At 27.2% G+C, this 21,604-nt stretch carries 20 protein-coding genes and 2 tRNA genes; 11 read left to right on the top strand and 11 right to left on the bottom strand.

Going from position 1 to position 21,604, the window contains the following annotated elements:
- Positions 1-19 precede the first annotated feature (19 nt).
- The 5 genes from H0H40_RS01465 to mtaB all read left to right on the top strand — a co-directional run bounded on the left by H0H40_RS01465 (position 20) and on the right by mtaB (position 5,485).
- Positions 20-820 carry an enoyl-ACP reductase FabI gene (locus H0H40_RS01465; RefSeq protein WP_185869297.1) on the top strand — a complete coding sequence of 267 codons (801 nt, stop codon included), beginning with the start codon at positions 20-22 and terminating at the stop codon, positions 818-820.
- A gap of 42 nt (positions 821-862) precedes the next feature.
- Positions 863-1,525 carry a ribulose-phosphate 3-epimerase gene (rpe, locus tag H0H40_RS01460; RefSeq protein WP_185869296.1) on the top strand — a complete coding sequence of 221 codons (663 nt, stop codon included), beginning with the start codon at positions 863-865 and terminating at the stop codon, positions 1,523-1,525.
- On the top strand, positions 1,515-3,374 hold the full coding sequence (gene dnaG / locus H0H40_RS01455) for a DNA primase (protein WP_185869295.1): 1,860 nt from the start codon (positions 1,515-1,517) through the stop codon (positions 3,372-3,374). Before rpe ends, dnaG begins: the two co-directional genes overlap by 11 nt.
- 72 nt (positions 3,375-3,446) lie before the next feature.
- Entirely contained in the window at positions 3,447-4,076 is a 630-nt protein-coding gene (locus H0H40_RS01450; protein ID WP_185869294.1) for a peroxiredoxin, read from the top strand.
- 77 nt (positions 4,077-4,153) lie between these two features.
- Positions 4,154-5,485, top strand: coding sequence for a tRNA (N(6)-L-threonylcarbamoyladenosine(37)-C(2))-methylthiotransferase MtaB (gene mtaB / locus H0H40_RS01445; protein WP_185869293.1), 1,332 nt, complete (start codon positions 4,154-4,156; stop codon positions 5,483-5,485).
- A gap of 2 nt (positions 5,486-5,487) precedes the next feature.
- Here the strand turns inward: mtaB and lipB are convergent, their stop codons facing one another.
- On the bottom strand, positions 5,488-6,207 hold the full coding sequence (lipB, locus tag H0H40_RS01440; RefSeq protein WP_185869292.1) for a lipoyl(octanoyl) transferase LipB: 720 nt from the start codon (positions 6,205-6,207) through the stop codon (positions 5,488-5,490).
- A gap of 112 nt (positions 6,208-6,319) precedes the next feature.
- Here lipB and lysS point away from each other — a divergent pair, with 112 nt between their 5' ends.
- The gene (gene lysS / locus H0H40_RS01435) at positions 6,320-7,825 is read left to right on the top strand and encodes a lysine--tRNA ligase (RefSeq protein ID WP_185869291.1); all 1,506 of its coding nucleotides are present in this window, start codon (positions 6,320-6,322) and stop codon (positions 7,823-7,825) included.
- Between the two features lie 8 nt (positions 7,826-7,833).
- Here the strand turns inward: lysS and H0H40_RS01430 are convergent, their stop codons facing one another.
- Positions 7,834-8,793, bottom strand: coding sequence for an amidohydrolase family protein (locus H0H40_RS01430; protein WP_185869290.1), 960 nt, complete (start codon positions 8,791-8,793; stop codon positions 7,834-7,836).
- A gap of 29 nt (positions 8,794-8,822) precedes the next feature.
- Positions 8,823-9,443: a 16S rRNA (guanine(527)-N(7))-methyltransferase RsmG gene (gene rsmG, locus H0H40_RS01425; protein WP_185869326.1), complete on the bottom strand. Its 621-nt coding sequence runs from the start codon at positions 9,441-9,443 to the stop codon at positions 8,823-8,825.
- A 90-nt stretch (positions 9,444-9,533) separates the two neighbouring features.
- Here rsmG and H0H40_RS01420 point away from each other — a divergent pair, with 90 nt between their 5' ends.
- On the top strand, positions 9,534-10,724 hold the full coding sequence (locus H0H40_RS01420) for a pyridoxal phosphate-dependent aminotransferase (RefSeq protein ID WP_185869289.1): 1,191 nt from the start codon (positions 9,534-9,536) through the stop codon (positions 10,722-10,724).
- Between the two features lie 18 nt (positions 10,725-10,742).
- On the opposite strand, the gene H0H40_RS01415 is transcribed toward H0H40_RS01420, so the two are convergent.
- From H0H40_RS01415 to H0H40_RS01400, 4 genes are all read right to left on the bottom strand, one after another.
- Positions 10,743-10,817 (bottom strand) — tRNA-His (locus H0H40_RS01415).
- 45 nt (positions 10,818-10,862) lie between these two features.
- Positions 10,863-11,930, bottom strand: coding sequence for a diphosphomevalonate/mevalonate 3,5-bisphosphate decarboxylase family protein (locus tag H0H40_RS01410; protein WP_185869288.1), 1,068 nt, complete (start codon positions 11,928-11,930; stop codon positions 10,863-10,865).
- Complete coding sequence (locus tag H0H40_RS01405) at positions 11,927-13,324, bottom strand: dicarboxylate/amino acid:cation symporter (protein ID WP_185869287.1); 1,398 nt, start codon at positions 13,322-13,324, stop codon at positions 11,927-11,929. The genes H0H40_RS01410 and H0H40_RS01405 overlap by 4 nt, the downstream gene beginning before the upstream one ends.
- A 51-nt stretch (positions 13,325-13,375) precedes the next feature.
- Positions 13,376-13,446 (bottom strand) — tRNA-Gln (locus H0H40_RS01400).
- Positions 13,447-13,544: 98 nt separating this feature from the next.
- Between H0H40_RS01400 and rpsP the strand changes: the two genes are divergently transcribed.
- On the top strand, positions 13,545-13,883 hold the full coding sequence (rpsP, locus tag H0H40_RS01395) for a 30S ribosomal protein S16 (protein ID WP_185869286.1): 339 nt from the start codon (positions 13,545-13,547) through the stop codon (positions 13,881-13,883).
- 3 nt (positions 13,884-13,886) lie between these two features.
- Here rpsP and truB read toward each other — a convergent pair whose 3' ends face one another.
- The 3 genes from truB to gyrB are packed head-to-tail and all read right to left on the bottom strand — an operon-like array spanning position 13,887 to position 17,345.
- Positions 13,887-14,612, bottom strand: coding sequence for a tRNA pseudouridine(55) synthase TruB (truB, locus tag H0H40_RS01390; RefSeq protein ID WP_185869285.1), 726 nt, complete (start codon positions 14,610-14,612; stop codon positions 13,887-13,889).
- 16 nt (positions 14,613-14,628) lie between these two features.
- Complete coding sequence (locus H0H40_RS01385; RefSeq protein WP_185869284.1) at positions 14,629-15,411, bottom strand: undecaprenyl-diphosphate phosphatase; 783 nt, start codon at positions 15,409-15,411, stop codon at positions 14,629-14,631.
- A gap of 5 nt (positions 15,412-15,416) precedes the next feature.
- On the bottom strand, positions 15,417-17,345 hold the full coding sequence (gene gyrB, locus H0H40_RS01380) for a DNA topoisomerase (ATP-hydrolyzing) subunit B (protein WP_185869283.1): 1,929 nt from the start codon (positions 17,343-17,345) through the stop codon (positions 15,417-15,419).
- 66 nt (positions 17,346-17,411) lie between these two features.
- Here gyrB and argH point away from each other — a divergent pair, with 66 nt between their 5' ends.
- The gene (argH, locus tag H0H40_RS01375) at positions 17,412-18,776 is read left to right on the top strand and encodes an argininosuccinate lyase (protein ID WP_185869282.1); all 1,365 of its coding nucleotides are present in this window, start codon (positions 17,412-17,414) and stop codon (positions 18,774-18,776) included.
- 20 nt (positions 18,777-18,796) lie between these two features.
- On the opposite strand, the gene trmD is transcribed toward argH, so the two are convergent.
- Positions 18,797-19,465 (bottom strand): tRNA (guanosine(37)-N1)-methyltransferase TrmD, encoded by a 669-nt coding sequence (gene trmD, locus H0H40_RS01370; protein WP_185869281.1) that lies wholly within the window; start codon positions 19,463-19,465, stop codon positions 18,797-18,799.
- Between the two features lie 91 nt (positions 19,466-19,556).
- Here trmD and der point away from each other — a divergent pair, with 91 nt between their 5' ends.
- Together der and ruvA are read left to right on the top strand one after the other, a co-directional pair.
- Entirely contained in the window at positions 19,557-20,903 is a 1,347-nt protein-coding gene (gene der / locus H0H40_RS01365) for a ribosome biogenesis GTPase Der (RefSeq protein ID WP_185869280.1), read from the top strand.
- A gap of 64 nt (positions 20,904-20,967) precedes the next feature.
- Complete coding sequence (ruvA, locus tag H0H40_RS01360) at positions 20,968-21,579, top strand: Holliday junction branch migration protein RuvA (protein ID WP_185869279.1); 612 nt, start codon at positions 20,968-20,970, stop codon at positions 21,577-21,579.
- Positions 21,580-21,604 lie beyond the last annotated feature (25 nt).

The following is a 21,604-nucleotide window of genomic DNA, read 5'->3' as shown; positions in this document are numbered from 1 at the left end:
TAGTTTAATATTTTAATCTATGTATTACAATTTATTGAAAGGAAAAAAAGGAATTATATTTGGAGCATTGGATGAAAATTCTATTGCTTGGAAGGTTGCAGAACGTGCTTATGAAGAAAAAGCCTCTTTTGTATTAACTAATACACCAGCTTCTTTAAGAATTGGAAAAATTCATGAGTTATCTAACAAAACAAAATCTATTGTAATACCGGCAGATGCCACTTCTATATCAGATCTTAATATTTTGTTTGAAAAAACATTAGATCATTTTGGAGGAAAAATAGATTTTTTGTTGCATTCTATAGCTATGTCTATGAATATCCGAAAAGGATTGAATTATACCTCTCTAAATTATGAATTTTTAAGAAAAGGATGGGAAATATCTGCCGTTTCTTATCATAAGATAATGCAAACTGCTTGGAATAAAAAAGCGATGAATAAGTGGGGGTCTATTGTTGCTCTAACATATATTGCTTCTCAACGAAGTTTTCCATTTTATGGAGATATGTCTGACTATAAATCTTACTTAGAAAGTATCACACGTAATTTTGGTTATTATTGGGGAGTAAAAGAAAAAGTTAGGGTTAATACTGTATCACAGTCTCCTAGTCTAACTAGAGCAGCAAAAGCTATAGAAGATTTTCATAAATTTTTTATTTTTTCAGGAAAAATGTCTCCATTAGGAAACGCTTCTGCACAAGATTGTGCAAACTATATAATTACACTTTTTTCAGATTTAACAAGAAAAGTAACGATGCAAAACTTGTATCATGATGGAGGGTTTTCTAATACTGGAATTAGTGAATATATAATTTCATAAGAAAATTCCTAAAACTATTAGTTTATGATTTTATGTAAAAAAATGAAAAAAATTATAGCTCCATCCTTGCTCTCAGCAAATTTAGCGTTTTTGCATCGTGAAATAGAAATGCTGAATGAAAGTGAAGCAGATTGGTTTCATATTGACATTATGGATTCCTCTTTCGTATCTAATATTTCTTTTGGATCATTATTTACCAAACATGTCAAAAAGTATGCGAATAAACCTATCGATGTTCATTTAATGATATTACAACCAGAATCATACATTGAACAATTGAAAGATTCTGGAGCAGATCATTTACACATTCATTACGAAGCCTCTATACACTTAAATAAAACTATTTCTTCTATTAAAGAATATGGAATGAAAGTAGGTGTAGCTGTAAATCCACATACTCCAATTTTTCTTTTGCAAGATATTATTAAAGATCTAGATTTTGTTTTATTGATGAGTGTAAATCCTGGTTCTAGCGGGCAAAAGTTTATTAAACAAACATATCAAAAGTTAGAAGATACTAAAGATTTGATCTTAAAGAAGAATTCTTCTGCTCTTATAGAAGTAGATGGAGGAATTAATTTAGAAAATGCTTCTTATTTATTCAGAAATGGAGCAGATATATTAGTAGCAGGAACTACTATTTTTTCTAATTCTAATCCAAAAAAAATTATTCATAAAATGAAATTTTGTAATAATGATTTCTAAAAAAACTATAAAAAAAATACTTTCTGTTTCTTGTATAGAAGACATTATTGGAGATTTTGTAGAGTTAAAAAAAAGTGGTTTAAATTATAGGGGACTTAGTCCTTTTTCTAATGAAAAAACACCTTCTTTTATAGTTTCTCCTATAAAAAAAATATGGAAGGATTTTAGTTCTGGAAAAGGTGGCAATATTATTACTTTTCTTATGGAGCATGAACATTTTACTTATGTTGAATCATTACATTATCTTGCTAAAAAATATAATATTCAAATTGAATATATAGAAAAATTTAGCAAAAGTAAAATAGATATAGATCATGAAGAAAATGAAAAATTATACTTGATACAGGATTATGCAAAACGTTTTTTCATAAATCAATTATTTTTTACTAAAGAGGGACAAAAAAATGGATTCAATTATCTGACTCAAAAAAGAGGTTTTAATATGAAAATAATTCATAAATTTGAACTAGGATATGCTCCTCTTTCTTGGAGTTTTTTCACTAACAAAGCCTTAGAAAAAGGATTTAAAATACGGTATCTAAAAAAATCTGGTTTTACTGTATCTAGGAAATATTATAATAATGATTGTTTTCGTCAACGTGTGATGTTTCCAATACATAATTTATCAGGAAAAGTGATAGGTTTTGGGGGAAGAAGTATTGATTCTAGCTATTCATGTTCTACAACAAAATATATCAATTCATCAGAAAGTGATATTTTTCAAAAAGGTAAAATATTATATGGATTATTCCAAGCTAAAAGAAATATCCTCAAAGAGGACCTTTGTTATTTAGTAGAAGGATATACAGATGTTCTTTCTTTACATCAGTCTGGAATAAAAAATGTAGTATCTTCTTCTGGAATTTCACTGACTGTTGATCAAATACTATTGATAAAAAAATTTACGAAAAATATAGTTCTTTTTTATGATGGGGATAGTTCTGGAATTAAAGCCTCTTTAAGAGGAATTAATATGATATTGGAACAAGGGATGAATTTACGTATATTATTTATTTCTAACGGAGAAGATCCAGATTCTATATCTAAAAAGTATTCTCGTTCTAGACTAAGATATTTTTTGGTGAAAAGTAGTTATAATTTCGTTTCTTTTAAACAAAAAATATATGGAAAATTCCATAAAGATGATCCCATTAAAAAATCATTTTTTGTTTTAAACATTTTAAATAGTATTTCAAAAATATCCAATCTTCTTCAAAAAGAATTATACTTACAAGAAGCTTCCAAAATCCTTAGAATTCGTCAAGAAATTTTAATTCATGAATTGGAAAAAATCAACAAAAAAAATGAACAAAAAATTCATAAAATTCAAGTAATTAAGGATAAAAAAAACAATCAAACCCCTCTTATTCTTATTCTTGAAGAGAAATTAATTCAATTGATTTTAAATTATGGAGATAAAATAATAGAAAAAGAAAAATGCAATACAACAGTTTTGGAAGAAATATTGCATGCCTTCAAATATTGGAATTTACGTTTTTCTTCGAAAAAAAATAAAGTAATTTTTGATAAAATTTGTTTACAAAAGGGGGGAACAGGTTCTTCAAACTTGAAGAGTGATACTGATGATAAAGGAGAAAAAAATTTTTATCCATTATCTAAATGGGATAAAAAAGGAATAAAAGTTCCTTCTCAAGAAGATCATATTTATCAATATATAATTGATATTATATTGAAATATAAATCTTTATGTATTTCAAAATTGATTAAAAAAGAAATAATTCATCATAATATAACAAAAAACGATGATAGAAAATACTTTCTCAAAAAAATCATAGATTTAACAAATATAAAAAATGAACTTCATAAAAAGTTACATAGATATGTGTAATTTTTTTCTTTTTACCATAATTCCATAATAATAATAATTTTTGGTAAATTCGTGCTTATAAATTTTCGAAAAATGAAGACATTAATTTCAAAAAAAGCGCCTAATTTTAGGGCTAGTGCGGTATTAAATGGAAAAGATATTGTACAAAATTTTACTTTAGAACAATTTTTTGGTAAAAAGTATATTTTGCTTTTTTTCTATCCCAAAGATTTTACTTTTGTATGTCCTACAGAAATTTATGCATTTCAAGAAAAAATAAAGGATTTTGAGAATAGAAATGTACAAATTATTGCTGTATCTACAGACACAGAGCAATCTCATTGGTCTTGGTTACAGATGCCAAAAGAAAAAGGTGGAATATATGGAGTTACCTACCCTCTTGTTTCTGATATTAATAAAACCATATCTTATAACTATGGAGTTTTATCTGGAGATTGGGTTTGCAATCAAAATGAAGGATTGAAAGCAAATGGAGAACTTATTGCTTACAGAGGTTTATTTTTAATAGATAAGAAAGGTATTATACGACATTTTTTGGTTAATGATTTTCCTTTAGGTAGAAATGTACATGAGGCTATTCGTATGGTAGATTCTATTCAATATTATGAAAAAAGTGGAGAAGTATGTCCAGCAAATTGGACAAAAGGAAAAAAAGCTATGAAAGCTAGTCATAGTGGAATTATAGATTATTTTTCATCTTAGAAGTTTAGAAGTTAGAAAAAAAAGTGGATCGGATTGAAAATAATCTGATCCTTATTTTTCCTAAATAATCGGTATAAATGGTCAAAAAAAAAGTAGCATTTTATACAATGGGGTGTAAACTAAATTACGCAGAGACCTCTACTATAGCAAGTAAATTTTCTAATTTATATTATCAACATGTTCCTTTTAAAAGTTATGCAGATATTTATGTAATTAATAGCTGTTCTGTTACAAGAAATGCAGAACTTGAATTTAAATATATTGTACGTTCAGCTAGAAATAAAAATTCACAGGCTTTTATTATAGCAGTAGGATGCTATGCTCAATTAAATTATAAAAAAATTTCGTCTTTCATTGGAGTAGATCTAGTTTTAGGTTCTAACGAAAAATTTAAAATCATAGATTATATTGATGGAAAATTATTGAAAAAATCTTATCCAACAATTATTTCAAATACAGAGACAAAAAATGCTTATTTTCCATCGTTTTCTGTTGGAGAAAGAACTCGTTCTTTTTTAAAAATACAGGATGGTTGTGATTATAAGTGCAGCTATTGCATTATTCCCATGTTAAGGGGAGCATCTCGTTCTGAGAGCATAGAAAATATATTAAAAAATATTAGATTTATTTTTAGTAAAGGGGTAAAAGAAATCGTTTTAACAGGTATTAATATTGGAGATTATGGAAAAATGTATGGGAAAAGTAGTCGTTTGTATACATTTTTTGATTTAATCAAAGCTATAGATCAAATCAAAGAGAAAGGAAGAATACGTTTATCATCTATAGAACCTAATTTATTAAAAAATGAATATATTGAATTTTTTTCTCAAAGCAAACATTTTGTCCCTCATTTTCATATTCCTTTACAGTCTGGAAGTAACGATATATTGGGAAAAATGCATAGACGTTATAAACGCGAACTTTATCAAGAAAAGATCAAAAAAATACGAAGATTCATCCCAGATGCTTATATAGGTTCAGATATTATTGTCGGGTTTCCTGGAGAAACACATAAACATTTTTTGGAAACTTACAATTTTTTGAAAAAATTAGAAATTTCATCTTTACACGTATTTACTTATTCTCCAAGACCAAATACAAAGTCTATTATGATACAGGGACATGTATCTAAAAAAATACAATGGAAACGAAATCAAATTTTGAGAAATCTATCAAACAAAAAATATCGTTTTTTTTGCGAAAGTCAAATTCACACGAAGAAAACTGTTTTGTTTGAAAAAAATTCTAAAAATCAAGAATATTTATATGGATATACAGAAAATTATCTTAGAGTGAAGATCCCATTAAATTCATATAATTTATTATATATAAACACATTGCAAGATGTTTTTCTCACAAAAAGAGATAAAGATGGAATTATGATAGCCAAACCCATAAATAAATTATGAAATTATTCATCTAATTTTTTTTGAATAGGTATGAATTTTACATCGAAAATTTCTTGAAAAGATTTTTTTACCATACGTTTCACATCTTGAAAAGAGATATCATTTTTTTTTAATTCTTTTTTTAAAGAAGTTACTTCTTGATTATGAATTCCACAAGGAATAATATGATCAAAATACCGTAAATCTGTATTTACATTTAAAGCAAATCCGTGCATGGTAACCCAACGACTCATTCTAATTCCTATTGCACATATTTTTCTTGATTTTCCATTTTTATTATGAAACCATACTCCTGTTTGCCCTTTTTTTCGTTCTCCTTTAATTTCATAATTTTTCCATAAAAAATGGATAATTACTTCTTCTAAAAGACGAAGGTATTTATGAATATCCGTAAAGAAATAATCCATATTTAAAATGGGATATCCTATCAATTGTCCAGGTCCATGATAAGTTATATCACCCCCTCTGTCTGTTTGATAATAGGTTGCATTTATTTTTTTTAAAAAATCTGATGTTACCAACAAATGTTTATCTTTTTTTCCATTTTTTCCTATAGTATATACATGAGGGTGTTCTACAAATAGAAAATATCCGGCTTTTTTAGAAAAAATTTTATTTACTTTTTTTTGAATAATATCATCAAATAATCTTTTCTGATATTTCCAAGTTTTTTCGTATTCTTTTTTTCCTAAATCTTCGAAAAAAAGTATTTTTTTTTTCATAAATTTCTTTAGTTTCTTTATTTTAATAGAAATAATAACGCAATGTAAAAAAACAAATATACCTTCGTTTTGTCCATTTTGGGTATTTTTGATACATTCATAAATACAATCTATGCCCTATTTATCAGAACAACAAATCATACGTAGAAAAAAACTAGATAAACTTAAGTCATTAGGAATAAATCCTTATCCATCAGAGGAATACAGTGTAACTAGTTCTATTTTGGATATAAAAAAAAATTTTATCGAAAAAAAAAACATTAGTATTTCCGGACGTTTAATGCGTTTTCGATTTTTAGGAAAAGCTTCTTTTGGAGAAATTAAAGATCATACGGGTTATATACAAGTATACTTTTCTCAAAACTATTTATACTCAGATAAAATGGGAAAAGAGGATACTTACAACATTTTTTTAAAAAAACTTATAGATATAGGGGATATTATTGGAGTAACAGGTTTTTTATTTAAAACAAAAATGAATGAGATCACTATACGTGTTCATAAATTAACCTTGTTATCCAAATCGATACGACCATTACCACAAGTAAAAGTGGATAAAAAAAATAAAAAAATATACGATGCCTTTTCCAATATGGAACAACGTTATCGCATGCGTTATGTAGATCTTATAGTAAATGATCATGTCAAAGAAATTTTTTTGAAAAGAACTAGTATCATACAGAAAATAAGAAATTATCTGGATAACAAAGGTTATTTAGAGGTAGATACACCTATTTTACAATCTATTCCTGGAGGAGCAGTAGCTCGCCCTTTTGAAACTTATCACAATACGTTAGGAATTCCATTATATTTACGTATAGCTAATGAACTTTATTTGAAAAGACTTATAATTGGGGGATTCCACGGGGTTTATGAATTTTCCAGGAACTTCAGAAATGAGGGGATGGATCGGATTCATAATCCAGAATTTACTGTATTAGAGCTTTATATAGCTTATAAAGACTATTATTGGATGATGAATTTTACAGAAGAACTGATGAAGTATATATGGAATAAATTTCAAGAAAAAGAAAATAATCATATTAATTTTAATACTCCTTTTCCCCGTATTCCTATATTGGATTCTATTAAAAAATATACAGGATTTGATTTAGAAAAAATGGAAGAAGAGGAGTTAAGAACAGTATGTCATAAATTGCATATAGAAGAAAATGTAAAAATGAGCAAAGCTAAACTTATTGAGAACATTTTCGAAGAAAAATGCGAAAAAAATTACATTAATCCTACTTTTATTATTGATTATCCAATAGAAATGAGTCCTTTAACCAAAAGACATCGTCATAAAGAAAATTTATCAGAACGTTTTGAACTTCTTATCAATGGACAAGAAATTGCTAATGCATATTCAGAACTTAATGATCCTATAGATCAGCTTGATCGTTTACGGAAACAAATGAAGTTATCCAAAAAAAATAAAAAAGATGAATTTATGTCAATTGATCAAGATTTTATACGTGCTTTAGAATTTGGAATGCCTCCTACTGCAGGAATTGGAATTGGAATAGATCGTTTAGTGATGTTACTAACTAAAAAATATTCTATTCAAGAAGTTTTATTTTTTCCACAAATGCGACCAGAAAAATGGAGAAAAAAATAAATTATTTATTAGACTAATCCTAATACTTTTAATCCATTTATTGTAGCAATTTCTACCAAATGATCTATATTATAATAATGACAAGCTTCTAACATTACACGTAATTCTATCCATAGATTTCCATCAGAAAAAGGTTTGTATATATCACAAATATTATCTGTTCCAAATGCTACTATTATTCCTTCAGGGAGCATTTCATCCACTGGAGTAATAGAATTATGGCTAGGAGTCAAACGTTCACTTCTGTTGTGATCAATCCAAGCAATTGGACAAGAAATTACCATTAAATTTGCTTTTTTCATCAATTGATATGTTTCATAACGATAATCTCTAAAATGTGCAGCCAAAGAAATGCTATGAATGGCTACTACTTTTCCTTGCATTCCATATTCAATCGTCTTTTTTGCTAATTTTTCGGTTTCTTTTTCTTCGCTAGTATTAAATTGATCAACATGTACATGCACTATTTTTTCCTTTTTTTTAGCTGTTTTTAATAAAACATCTAGATGTTCATCTTCTCTTCCATAATCTTTGGCGGGTAATCCTCCAATAATATCCACAAAATCTACTGATTTATCGAACCAATATCTGGACTTGTTATCTAACACTCCTTTCAGTACTTGATTAGCAAAACGAATATAAATGTAATTTCCATAATTATTCTTCAATTTTTGAGCTGCTTTCAAAGCACGATCTTCAATAATTTCATCTACATCTATAAAAGAGCATAAAGCTTGTGTTCCTTGCATTAAAAAATATTCTAAAGCTTTTTCCATACGGATATAAATATCTTCTTCTGTAGCTAAACGTTTCATTTCATCCACCAGATACCATTTTTTTTTTAGAGGAAAATAAGAATATTTGAAATTTTTTTTTGTTAGAGTATAAGCTCTGTCTAAGTGAGAATGAGCATTTACCCATCCACCTTTTTCTTTTACTTTTTCTATAAAAATTTTCTTAGGATTCATTTTTAATTCTATCTTTTTTTTAATATATTTTAAATATTGGAAATCCAAATCACTTTTTTATTTATAAAAAACGGTTCCTCAAAATAATGATTTAAAGGATATTCTATTGCATGAGGAAATTTTTTTATTTCCTCAGAAATATTTCCTCCTTTTAGATATAAAGATCCATTTACAATTTTTGAATTAGATTGACATTTAAATTTATTTTTTATCCAATTATGGATAATATCTATTTTAGTGACAGCCCTAGTAACCACAAAATCAAATTTTTTTTCTAATTTTTCTGCACGTATCCAAATAGGATATACATTTTTTAAATGAAGATTATGTATAATTTTTTCTATAATTTTAATTTTTTTTCTAATAGAATCTACTAATATAAACTCTGTATGAGGAAAAATTATGGATAAAGGAATACCTGGGAATCCTCCTCCTGTTCCTAAATCCATAACGCATGATCCAGGAAAAAAAGAAAATACTTTAGCTATTCCTAAACAAAAAAGAACATGCTGTTGATAAAAATCGTAAAATGTCTTTCTAGAAAGAAGATTAACATGTGTATTCCAATATCCGTATAAATTTTTTAAAGAAGACAACTTATAGATTTGTTGATTCAATAAGTCTGGAAAATATTTTTTAATTAATTCCATGTTGTTAATCATATTAATTTTAAATGAATGGATCAACAAATTTATAACCAAATTTATTTAGATTTGTAATCATTTCAAATTCTAATATCTATGAAAAATAGATTGTCCCATCGTTTGAATAATATATCTTATTCGCAAACCATAGCTATGTCAGCTAAAGCTAGAAAATTAAAAAACAAAGGATATGACATTATAAATTTAAGTTTGGGAGAACCAGACTTTTTACCTCCTAATTTTGTTTTAGATGCCGCTAAAAAAGCGATAGATGAAGGATATCATTATTATACTCCTGTATCCGGATATTTAGAACTTAGAAAAGTAATATGCGAAAAGTTCTACCGTGATAATCATTTAAAATATACACCTTCTCAAATTGTAGTTTCTACTGGAGCAAAACAAGCTATAATGAATGTACTTTTATCTTTGCTTAATCCAAATGATGAAGTCATTATTCCAGCTCCTTATTGGGTAAGTTATTTACAAATGGTAAAATTATGTGAATCTTATCCTGTTGTAGTACCAACAACCATGGAAAACGATTTTAAAATTAATCCAGAGCAATTAGAAAGAGCAATAACTTCTAAAACTAAATTATTTATTTTCAGTACTCCTTGTAATCCTACAGGAAGTGTTTATTCTTATCAAGAATTAAGAAATTTATCGGAAATTTTTAAAAAATATCCAGAAGTCATGATTCTTTCTGATGAGATTTATGAACACATTTGTTACTCTGAAAAACATCCTACTAGTATTGCTATATTTCCTGATATTCATAATCAAGTAATAACACTAAATGGATTATCTAAGGCTTTTTCAATGACTGGATGGAGAATTGGATATATTGGAGCTCCAGAATGGATTTCTAAATCTTGTGATAAGATACAGGGACAAATTACTTCTTGTGCAAATTCTATTGCACAAAGAGCAGCTATTTCTGCATTAAAAAATGATCCAAGTGAAATAGGATATATGATAAAAGAGTTTAAAAAAAGAAGAAATTTAGTTATGGATATGATCAAAGAAATTGATGGGTTTCAATTTAATCAACCAAATGGAGCTTTTTATATTTTTCCAAAAATTTCATATTTTTTTGGGAAAAAATTATATGGAAAAACTATTAAAAATGCAGATGATTTTTCTGAATTATTACTTGATAATGTTCAAGTAGCTACTGTAAGTGGAAGTGCTTTCGGGAATCATGAATGTTTGCGCATTTCTTACGCTTCCTCAGAAGATAAAATCGTAGAAGCATTTACAAGAATCAAAAAGGCATTTCATTAATGAATAATGGTTTTATTGGGTGGACGACCGGATTCGAACCGGCGCCCCTCAGAACCACAATCTGATGCTCTAAACCAACTGAGCTACGTCCACCATATTATTTTATAGAAATGATAATATGACACAAATATAATTAAATTAATAACAAAAACTTTCTATAATTTTTGTACAAAAAGAAATAAGATCACTATATATCCATTTTAGGATGGATTTTTTTTCTTCAATAGGATATAATAGATGAACATTTGCACCTGCATCTAGTGTAAAATAGATATTTTTTTTGCTTTGTATTCTAAAATTCCATACAGAGTAAAGAACGTTCAGAGTATTGGGTTTCATCCATAAAAAATAAGGACGAGATGTCATTATCATGGCATGAAGAGTCAAAGCTTCATGTTCTATCAATTCTCCAAATTCTTGTAAGTCTCCCACTTTTAATATGGATATAAGATGATTCATATTTTTGTTAGCACATTTAAATCTTTCTTTAGCGTAAGGGTGGATATTCATTAACTGATGCCCTTTTGAACTTAATATTTTTTTAGGTTTTTCATCTATAATTAAAATAGTATCTACCATTTTTGTAAAAATGGGGTGTACTTTATATGGATATGGAATAGCATAAAAATTATTACTTCCTTTTATGGATTTGTGATGTCCCCATACAACAAGTCCAGGATAAATAGATCTGCAAGCACTTCCAGAACCTAATCTGGCTAAAAAAGAAGCTTTTTTCAAAAAAAAATCTTCTTTTAAAGAAGAGACTAATTTTTTTTCTATTTCCATAATACATAATGCTAAAGCACTCATAGAAGAAGCAGAAGAAGCTATTCCACTACTATGTGGAAAAGTGTTATAGGTTTCTATTATAAAATTAAAATCCAGTAAATAAGAACAATAGAATGAAATTCTATGAAAAAATTCAAAAATCTTTGGAAGAAAGCTAGTTTTTTCTTTTCCTGAAAAAAAAATTTTTATGGATGGATTTCTTTTTTTTCTTTCTTTCAAATGATAAATTAATCGTGTTACCGTGTATACCCCTTCCAGGGAATAACTAATAGAAGAATTCAACGGAATTTGAATCTTTTTATTATGTTTCCCCCAATATTTAATTAAAGCAATATTGGAGGGACTTTTCCTTGTGATTACTCCATTTGGATCTATAGAATATTTTTTTTTTCTATAAAAAAAACAATTGGTTCTCACAAACCATTTTCATTTTTATTTTTAATATAATCTAACATTTTTTTGTCGTCGAACTCCCCTTCAGAACGAGCTAAAACACAACTAGCTAATCCATTTCCTATTACATTCACTGTTGTGCGAGCCATATCCATTAATTCATCTATTCCTATAATAGCTAATATAGGCCAAGTGGGTAATCCAAAAGAAGTTACTGTAGCTAAAAGAATCACTAAAGAAGCTCTAGGAACTCCTGCTACTCCTTTGCTAGTTAAAATTAAAGTCATTCCTATGAATATTTGTTGACTAAAACTCAAAGGAATACCAGATGCTTGTGCTACAAAAATAGTAGCTAAAGATAAATATAGAGTAGTACCATCTAAATTGAAACTATAACCTGTAGGAATCACGAAAGCAACAATTTTTCTAGGAACCCCTAATTTTTCTAAATTTTCCATAAGAAGAGGCAAGGCAGATTCTGAACTTGTGGTTGCAAATGCCAATGATACAGGTTCAGTTAATGCTTTTATAAAACCTTTTAAAGGAACTTTAATCCATAAAAGAATAGGAAATAAAACAACTATCAAAAAAATAAGTAAAGCAATGTAAAGAGTCAACAATAATTGAAATAAATTATATAAAATATCCAAACCCATATGTCCTACTGTATAGGCTATAGCAGATCCTACTCCTATAGGAGCAAAATACATGATAATTCTAGTAAATTTAAACATGACTTCTGAAAGACTCTCTGCAAATAATAATAGAGGTCCTCGTTTTTTCTCTTCTAGAAAGACCATTGATATACCGAAAATAACAGAAAACACTACTATAGATAACACATCTCCATGATATACGGATTTTATAAAATTTTCTGGGAACACATGAAGAATAGTCTCTTGCAACGTTCTACTTTCTACTTTTGGTAATTGTTGTTCTGTGATTCCAGATGGAATCACAATACCTACTCCAGCTTGAGATACATTAATAGCAATAAGACCAACAAACAAAGCTAAAGTTGTAACAACTTCAAAATATAGCAAGGATTTCCATCCCATACTACCTAATTGTTTAATATTAGAATGACTTGCTATTCCGACTACTAAAGTGGAAAATAATATTGGAGCAATAATAGTTTTTATCAATCTCAAAAATATTTGAGATAAAAATCTTAGTTCTACAGCAATCTTTGGTAAATCTAATCCAATTTCTATTCCTATGATTATGGATAATAAAATCCAAGTAGTTAAATCTTTTTTCATTGAAGCATACAATATGAAAAGAGATATGACAAAGCATCTTAACATGCAAAGAGTAGATTTATCCAATCCTAAAAAAGATTTGGATAAATGAATCAATATATATGCTAAAACACTTAAAAAAGCTATTAACAAAACTTTTTCTTTTTTTACTTTCATACTCATTTTGTAAAATTCAACATATCTATCACGAAACTATATGGTCGGGAACAGACCCGTAGGGACTCGAACCCCAACTAACAGAACCAAAATCTGCTGTGCTACCGTTACACAACGGGTCTATCTACTAATCACTATCACTATTGTAAATATATACCATTTTTTTTTCAAAAACATTATAATTATGCCTAAATTAAGGTTTTTTGTAAATTCATAAATTATGTCTGTGAAAATTCGTTTAAAAAGAATAGGAAAAAAACATAAACCTATTTATCATATAGTTGTGGCTGACTCTCGTTCTCCAAGAGATGGAAAATTTATTGAAAAATTAGGAACTTATAATCCTCATATGGATCCTCCTTCCACTGTATTAAAAATGGAAAATGCTGTTTCATGGCTAATGAAAGGAGCTCAACCTACGAACACGGTAAGATCCATTTTTTCTAAAAATGGTGTATTACTAAAAAAACATTTATTGGAAGGAGTGAGAAAAGGAGTTTTAACTGATGAAGAATGTAATAAAAAATTTCATGTATGGTACAAAAAATATAAAATTTAAGATTTACTTTGTAAAGTAACATGGAAATTTTAATTTTTTTGAAAAATTTAGTTCTATATAATCAGAACTTTTTAGAGAAAAATTACCAATACGTTCTCTTCTTAAAGAAAGAAGATAAGCTCCGCTTCTTAGTTCTTTTCCAAAATCTTTAGCTACCGATCTAATATAAGTTCCTTTTCCACATACTATGAGAAATTTGATGTATGGAATAACTATTTTTAGAATATGAAATTGATAAATTTTGACACGTCGTGATTTCATAGAGTTTATTTTTTTTCCTTTTCTAGCATACTCATAGTATCTTTTCCCTTTTGTTTTTAAGGCAGAAAAGAAAGGGGGGTATTGATCTATATCCCCCATAAATTTTTGAGATGTACTTCTAATAAGTTTAGGAGTAATGTGCAAAGTTGAAGAAAAATTATATTCTTCTGTTTCTGAATCATAAGACAATGTTTCACAACCTAATTTTATGATACCTGTATAGGTTTTTTTATAATTTTGAATATCATTTACTTTTTTAGTATATTTACCTGTGAGCACAATTAATAAACCTGTAGCAAGAGGATCTAAAGTTCCTGAATGTCCTATTTTTAAATTTTCTTTTTTTGTATTAGTAGTCGTTAGAATAGAACTTCTAATTTTTTTCACAACTTCAAAGGAAGTACATCCCCACGGTTTATCTATTAGTAATATTTTTCCATTTTGGAATTCTAATAAATTATTGATCAAAATATTCCAATTAGTTTCATAAAAATAATGTATTGTATAACAATGAAAAAAAACCTACTATGATTCTATAGTATCCGAATAATTTGAAATTATTTTTTTTTAAGTATTTCATGAAACATTTAACAGATATAATTCCAGTTATAAAAGATGCTATATTCCCTAACAATAATAATTCTATCTCTTTAAATGTAAAAAAATTTAATTGGAAGTAATAGTCAAATAATTTTTTACATGTAGCAATTGCAATAACAGGAACAGACAAAAAAAAGGAGAATTCAATAGCTTTTATTCTATTAACATTTTGTAACATACAAGAAATAATGGTAGTTGCACTTCTAGATACTCCTGGTATCAAAGCTATACATTGAAATAATCCAATAATAAAAGCTTTTAAATAAGTGATATTATTATTTTTATTAGTGTAATTTTTTACATAAAAATTTTCTGCTTTCAGAATGGATAATCCTCCTATCAGAAGAGATATAGCGACAATCATCGGATTTCCTAATAAATAATTTATTTTTTTAGAAGATAGAAATCCTAAAACTCCTACAGGAAAAATAGCTACAAAAATTTTTAGGTAAAAATCCAATTTTTGAAAGAAGATTTTTTTTCTATATAAAAAAACAATTGATAAAACTGCTCCAAACTGAACAGAAACAAAAAATAAATTTGTTATTTTATCTTTTAATATACCCAGAATAGAAGCAACAATAACCATGTGCCCTGTAGAAGAAATAGGAAAAAACTCTGTAATTCCTTCAATAATCCCTAATAAGATTGATTGAATATAATTCATGATACTTATACATCAATTTTTGCATGTATTGCATTTTTTTCTATAAAATTTCTACGTGGTGGAACTTCATCTCCCATAAGAATAGAGAATATTTTTTCTGCTTCTGAATAATTTTCTATCTTTACTTTTCGTAGAGTTCTATTTTTTGGATTCATAGTTGTCTCCCAAAGTTGTTCTGCATTCATTTCTCCTAATCCTTTATAACGTTGTATATTAACATATTTTCTTCCTCCTAATTGATTGAGAATATTTTCTCTTTCTTGATCGCTCCAAGCATATTGAGAATGATTGCCTTTTCGTATTAAATAAAGTGGAGGTGTTGCAATATAAATGTGTCCTTTTTCTATTAGTGGTTTCATATAACGAAAGAATAATGTTAAAATCAGAGTAGATATATGACTTCCGTCTATATCTGCATCTGTCATAATAATAATTTTATTGTATCTCAGTTTTTTGACATTTAAAATTTCTTGATCTTCTTCTGTTATAATAGAAACTCCTAAAGAAGTAAATATATTTTTTATTTCTTCATTTTCAAATATTTTATGCGGCATAGCTTTTTCAACATTTAGTATTTTTCCTCGCAAAGGTAAAATAGCTTGAAAATTTCTATCTCTACCTTGTTTAGCTGTTCCACCAGCAGAATCTCCTTCAACTAAATATATTTCACAATTTTCTGGATTGTTGAAAGAACAATCTGCTAATTTACCAGGTAAAATACTATTATTTACTGGATTCTTTTTTTGTATGAATTCACGAGCTTTTTTAGCAGCTTGACGTGCTTTAGCAGATAGTATGACTTTGTCAATAATTTTTTTCCTATCACTAGGATGTTCTTCTAAATAACTGCTCAGCATTTCCCCAACAATTTTATCTACAATTCCTCCTACTTCGTGATTACTTAATTTTGTTTTAGTTTGTCCTTCAAATTGGGGGTTCATTACTCTAACAGATATAATAGCTGTAATTCCTTCCCTAAAATCATCTCCAGTAAACTCAATTTTATCTTTATTGGATAAAATTCCATATCCATCCACATATTTTTTTAATGTTCTTGTTAGTGCTCTTCGAAATCCAGAAAGATGAGTTCCACCTTCATGAGTATTGATATTGTTAACATAAGAATAAATTTTTTCTTTAAAGGAAGTATTATACTGCATTGCAACTTCTACAATTGTATTATCTTTTTCTCCTTCAATAAAAATGACATCTTTTGTTAAAGGTTCTTGATTTTTATCCAAAATAGGAAGATATTCTTTTAATCCATTTTTAGAAAAAAAATACTCTTTGATATTCTCTCTTTCATCTTCTAAAAATAAGTAGAGTCCTTTGTTTAAAAAAGATAATTCTTTCAATCTATTAGCTAAGATTTCATAATTATATGTGATAGAATGAAAAATAGAACGATCAGCAAGATAATGAATTTTTGTTCCTTGCATATCTGTTGTACCTATACATTCTACAGTAGAAACGGATTTTCCTTTTAAATACTCTTGTTGATAAATTTTTTTGTTACGATAAATTGTAACTATAAGTTTTTGAGATAGAGCATTTACACAGGAAATCCCCACTCCATGCAATCCTCCAGAAATTTTATAAACATTTTTATCAAATTTCCCACCTGCTCCAATTTTAGTCATAACTACTTCAAGAGCAGATTTTCCTTCTTTTTTATGAATATCTATTGGAATTCCACGACCATTGTCAAGTACGGTAATAAATCCATTTTTATGAATATTTACCCATATTTTATTGCAAAAACCTGCTAAGGATTCATCCACAGAATTATCTATTACTTCGTAGACTAAATGATGTAATCCTCTACTTCCTACATCTCCAATATACATAGAAGGTCTAAGTCTTATATGCTCTATTCCTTCAAGAGATTGAATACTATCTGCTGTATAATTTTTGGTAGTATTTTGTTTACTCATAATCCATTATTTAATCCATTTTTATTAGAAATTTTTCTTATTTTGTTCAAAGATAGAATAAAAAAAATGAAAATTTGGGATAAAAAGACTAATTCGAATTTTGATAAAAAAATAGAAAATTTTACTTCAGGTAAGGATTCTAAAATAGATTTACTTTTAGCTCCACATGATGTTATAGGAACTATTGCTCATATCATTATGTTAAAAAATGTTGGATTATTAAATCAAAGAGACTTAAAAATTTTGATTCAGGAGTTACGTCATATTTATGTGCACGAAATATTAAATAATAATTTTAGAATAGATGAAGGAATAGAAGATATTCATTCTCAGATAGAGTTTTTATTAATAAATCGTTTAGGAGATGTAGGAAAAAAAATACATAGTGGTAGATCCAGAAATGATCAAATATTGGTGGATTTGAAACTTTTTATTCGTGCAGAAATAAAAGAAATAGTTTTGATAACTTATTCTTTTTTTGATTTGTTATTAAAACTAAGTGAACAACACAAAAATACATTCATGCCTGGTTATACTCATTATCAAATAGCTATGCCTTCTTCCTTTGGACTTTGGTTTGCTGCATATGCAGAAAGTTTAATAGATGATTTACTATTAATTCACACAGCATATCGTATTGTTAACAAAAATCCTTTAGGATCTGCTGCTGGTTATGGTTCTACTTTTCCTTTAAATAGAAAAATGACAACAGATTTATTAGGATTTGAAAATTTAAATTATAATGTAATATACGCTCAAATGGGACGTAGTAAGATGGAACTAATAGTTTCAGAATCTATTGCTTCTTTAGCAAGAACTTTAAGTAAAATGGCACAAGACATTTGCTTATATGTAAGTAAAAATTACAATTTCATTAGTTTCCCTGATTATCTAACTACCGGATCTAGTATTATGCCTCATAAAAAAAATCCAGATGTTTTTGAGATGATACGAGCTAAATGTAATAGAATGATTTCATTACCTAATGAGATTTCTTTGATATCTTCTAATTTGTGCTCTGGATATCATAGAGATTTTCAAATTATTAAAGAAAGATTTATTCCTCTTTTTGAAGAAATCAAAGAATGTTTTTCTATGTTTCAGTATATGTTGAATCATATCATAGTGAGAAAGAACATTCTTCAGGAAGAGAAGTATAAATATTTGTTCAGTGTAGAAATAGTAAACAAACTTGTTATTGAAAAAGGATATTCTTTTAGAGAAGCCTATCAAAAAGTAGGTTTAGATATTCAGAACGGATGTTTTCAACCATTATATTTGACAAATAATTCTTATTCTCATGAAGGAAGCATAGGAAATTTATGCAACAAAGAAATTAGAATTTTGATGCAAAATGTAATCAAAAGATTTGATTTTGATAAAATCCAAAATGTTATCAAACGCTTAATTTACAGAAAAATTTCCTTTTAAGGGTATTAAAACATTTTACGTTACGAATCCAATCTTCTTTTTTTAACTTGCATGGATTTTTTATAAAACCAATCTTTTATTTTTTTATGATGACCAGATAAAAGTATTTCTGGAACAGCCCATCCTTTATAAATAGATGGTCTAGTATAAATTGGAGGAGCTACAAAGGATTTTTTTTGAAAGGAATCAGTGAGAATGGAATCTTGATTTTGTATTACTCCAGGTAATAATCTTACTATAGATTCTACTACAACAGCGGCAGCTAATTCTCCTCCAGATAATATGTATTTTCCAATAGATATTTCTTTAGAAATTAAATGATCTCTGATTCTCTGATCAATTCCTTTGTAACGTCCACAAAGAATTATGATATTCTTTTTCTCTGTTAGAGATTTTGCATTTTTTTGTGAAAAAAGATTTCCTTCAGGAGTCATAAAAATTTTTTCATCATAATCTCTTTTTGACAATAATTCTGAAAAACACTGATATACAGGTTCTATTCGAATAACCATTCCTGATCCTCCTCCATAGGGATAATCGTCTACTTTCTTTCTTTTACCTAAGCCATATAAACGTAAATCATGGATATGAATATCAATTAATCCTTTATTAATTGCTCTCTTAATAAGAAAATTGGAAAAAGAACCGTGTAAAATTTCAGGAACTACGCTAACAATATCTATACGCATTATTTTTTTTAGTAATATACACTTTGACTAAGAATCTAGTAATGAAACTAATAAAAAAATTCTACCTTTGTTATGCGAATAATTTATTCAAATGAATTATACTGTATCTATCGTTGGACGTCCAAATGTAGGAAAATCGACTTTGTTTAATCGTCTTGTAGGAAAAAGAAAAGCTATTGTTCATATTACAAGTGGAGTCACAAGAGATCGAGTTTTTGGAAATTCAGAATGGAATGGACTAAAATTCTCTGTGTTGGATACAGGTGGTTTTAGTTCTTCAATTTCAAAAAATGATATTCTTCAAAAAGAAATAAAAAATCAAATCTTCATAGCTATTAAAGAGTCCGATGTTATTTTATTTTTGGTAGATATAAAAATGGGAATTTTAGAAAGAGATAGAGAAATTGCTAAAATACTCAAAAAATTTCAAAAAGTCACTTTATTAGTAGTGAATAAAGTGGATAACGTAGAATCTACGTCTTTATATTCAGAAACATATTTTTTTCATTTAGGATTTGGAAACTTTTACTATATATCAGCTATAAATGGTAGTGGAACGGGAGAATTACTAGATAAAATAGTAGAAATATTTAAAGATAAATTTTTTGAAAGAAAAGAAAATATCATAGAAAAAGAATTTCTTCCTCGTTTTTCTATAGTCGGACGTCCGAATGTAGGAAAATCGACTTTAATTAATTCTTTTCTAGATAAACCTCATCATATTGTAACTAATATTTCTGGTACTACTAGAGATAGTCTAGATGTTTTTTATAAAAAATTGGGATATGAATGTATTTTAGTTGATACTCCAGGAGTAAGAAAAAAATCAAAAATAGGAGAAAACATTGAATTTTATTCTTCTTTAAGAACGGTAAAAACAATAGAAGACAAAAACACTGATGTTTGTCTTTTAATGGTAGATGCAGTTCGTGGATGGGAAAGACAGGATATGAATATTTTTAGATTAGTAAAAAATAATCATAAAGGTATTATAATTCTTATTAACAAATGGGATTTATTTAATAATAAAAATCATTTGTTGCAAAAAAATTTACAATTTCTGATTCAAAAAAAAATATCTCCATTTGATAATGTTCCCATTCTTTTTATATCTGCTAAGAATAAATATGGAATACATCATATTATTCCCATAGCTGATCAAATTTTAAAATCACGTAAGAACAGATTAAGAACGAATATTTTAAATAAAATTATGTTACCAATTTTTAAAAAAAATCCTCCTCATTCTAAGAAAAAAAATAAATTAATAACAATAAAATATTGTACTCAGATTCCATCATGCAGTCCCGTATTTCTTTTTTTTTCTAATTTTCCTCAATATATAAAAGAATCTTATAAAAGATTTATTGAAAATAAAATTCGTTATCACTTTGGTTTTAAAGGCGTTCCTATGAAAATTTTCTTTAGAAAAAAATAATTTCTTAGTATTTTTTATATTCTTTAATATAACTTTTTTTGACAATACCTTTTTCGATAATACTGTGATAACACATTTAAGAGGAAAGTTAATAGAAAAAAATAAATCTTATTTAATAATAGATTGTCATGGAGTAGGATATCATATTCATATTTCATTATATACCTATTCTTTTTTGTTAGAAAAAGAAAGAGAAGAAGGAAAAGAGATAAGCATCTATACTTATCTCTTTATAAAAGAAAATAAACATGTTCTGTACGGTTTTTTTGAAAAAATAGAAAGAGAAATATTTTCTTATTTAATATCCGTTAATGGAATAGGTCCAAGTTCTGCTATCATGTTATTATCTTCTATAACTCCATATGAAATAGCAGAATCTATATATAAAAATGATGTTAAGGCATTTAGAAAAGTAAAAGGAATCGGAACAAAAACAGCTCAAAGAATTATTATTGAATTAAAAGATAAATTTACTAAAGAAATTAGTAATAGAAAGGTAGAAAACGTAAAATTTTTGGGCAGTACATCTGATTTAATTAAAAAAGAAGCTTTAAACGCTTTGAACGTACTTGGTTTTTCTCCTACAGTATCTAAAAATGTTTTGGATGATATTTTGAATGAACATCCAGAATTTTCTGTAGAAAATATTATTAAAGAATTTTTAAAAAAATTGTAAATAATTTCTAATATTTACAATTTAT

Origin of the sequence: Blattabacterium cuenoti (assembly GCF_014252295.1) — a bacterium.
Taxonomy (GTDB): Bacteria; Bacteroidota; Bacteroidia; order Flavobacteriales; family Blattabacteriaceae; genus Blattabacterium; species Blattabacterium cuenoti_V.
This window is presented reverse-complemented; position numbering and strand designations above follow the sequence as displayed.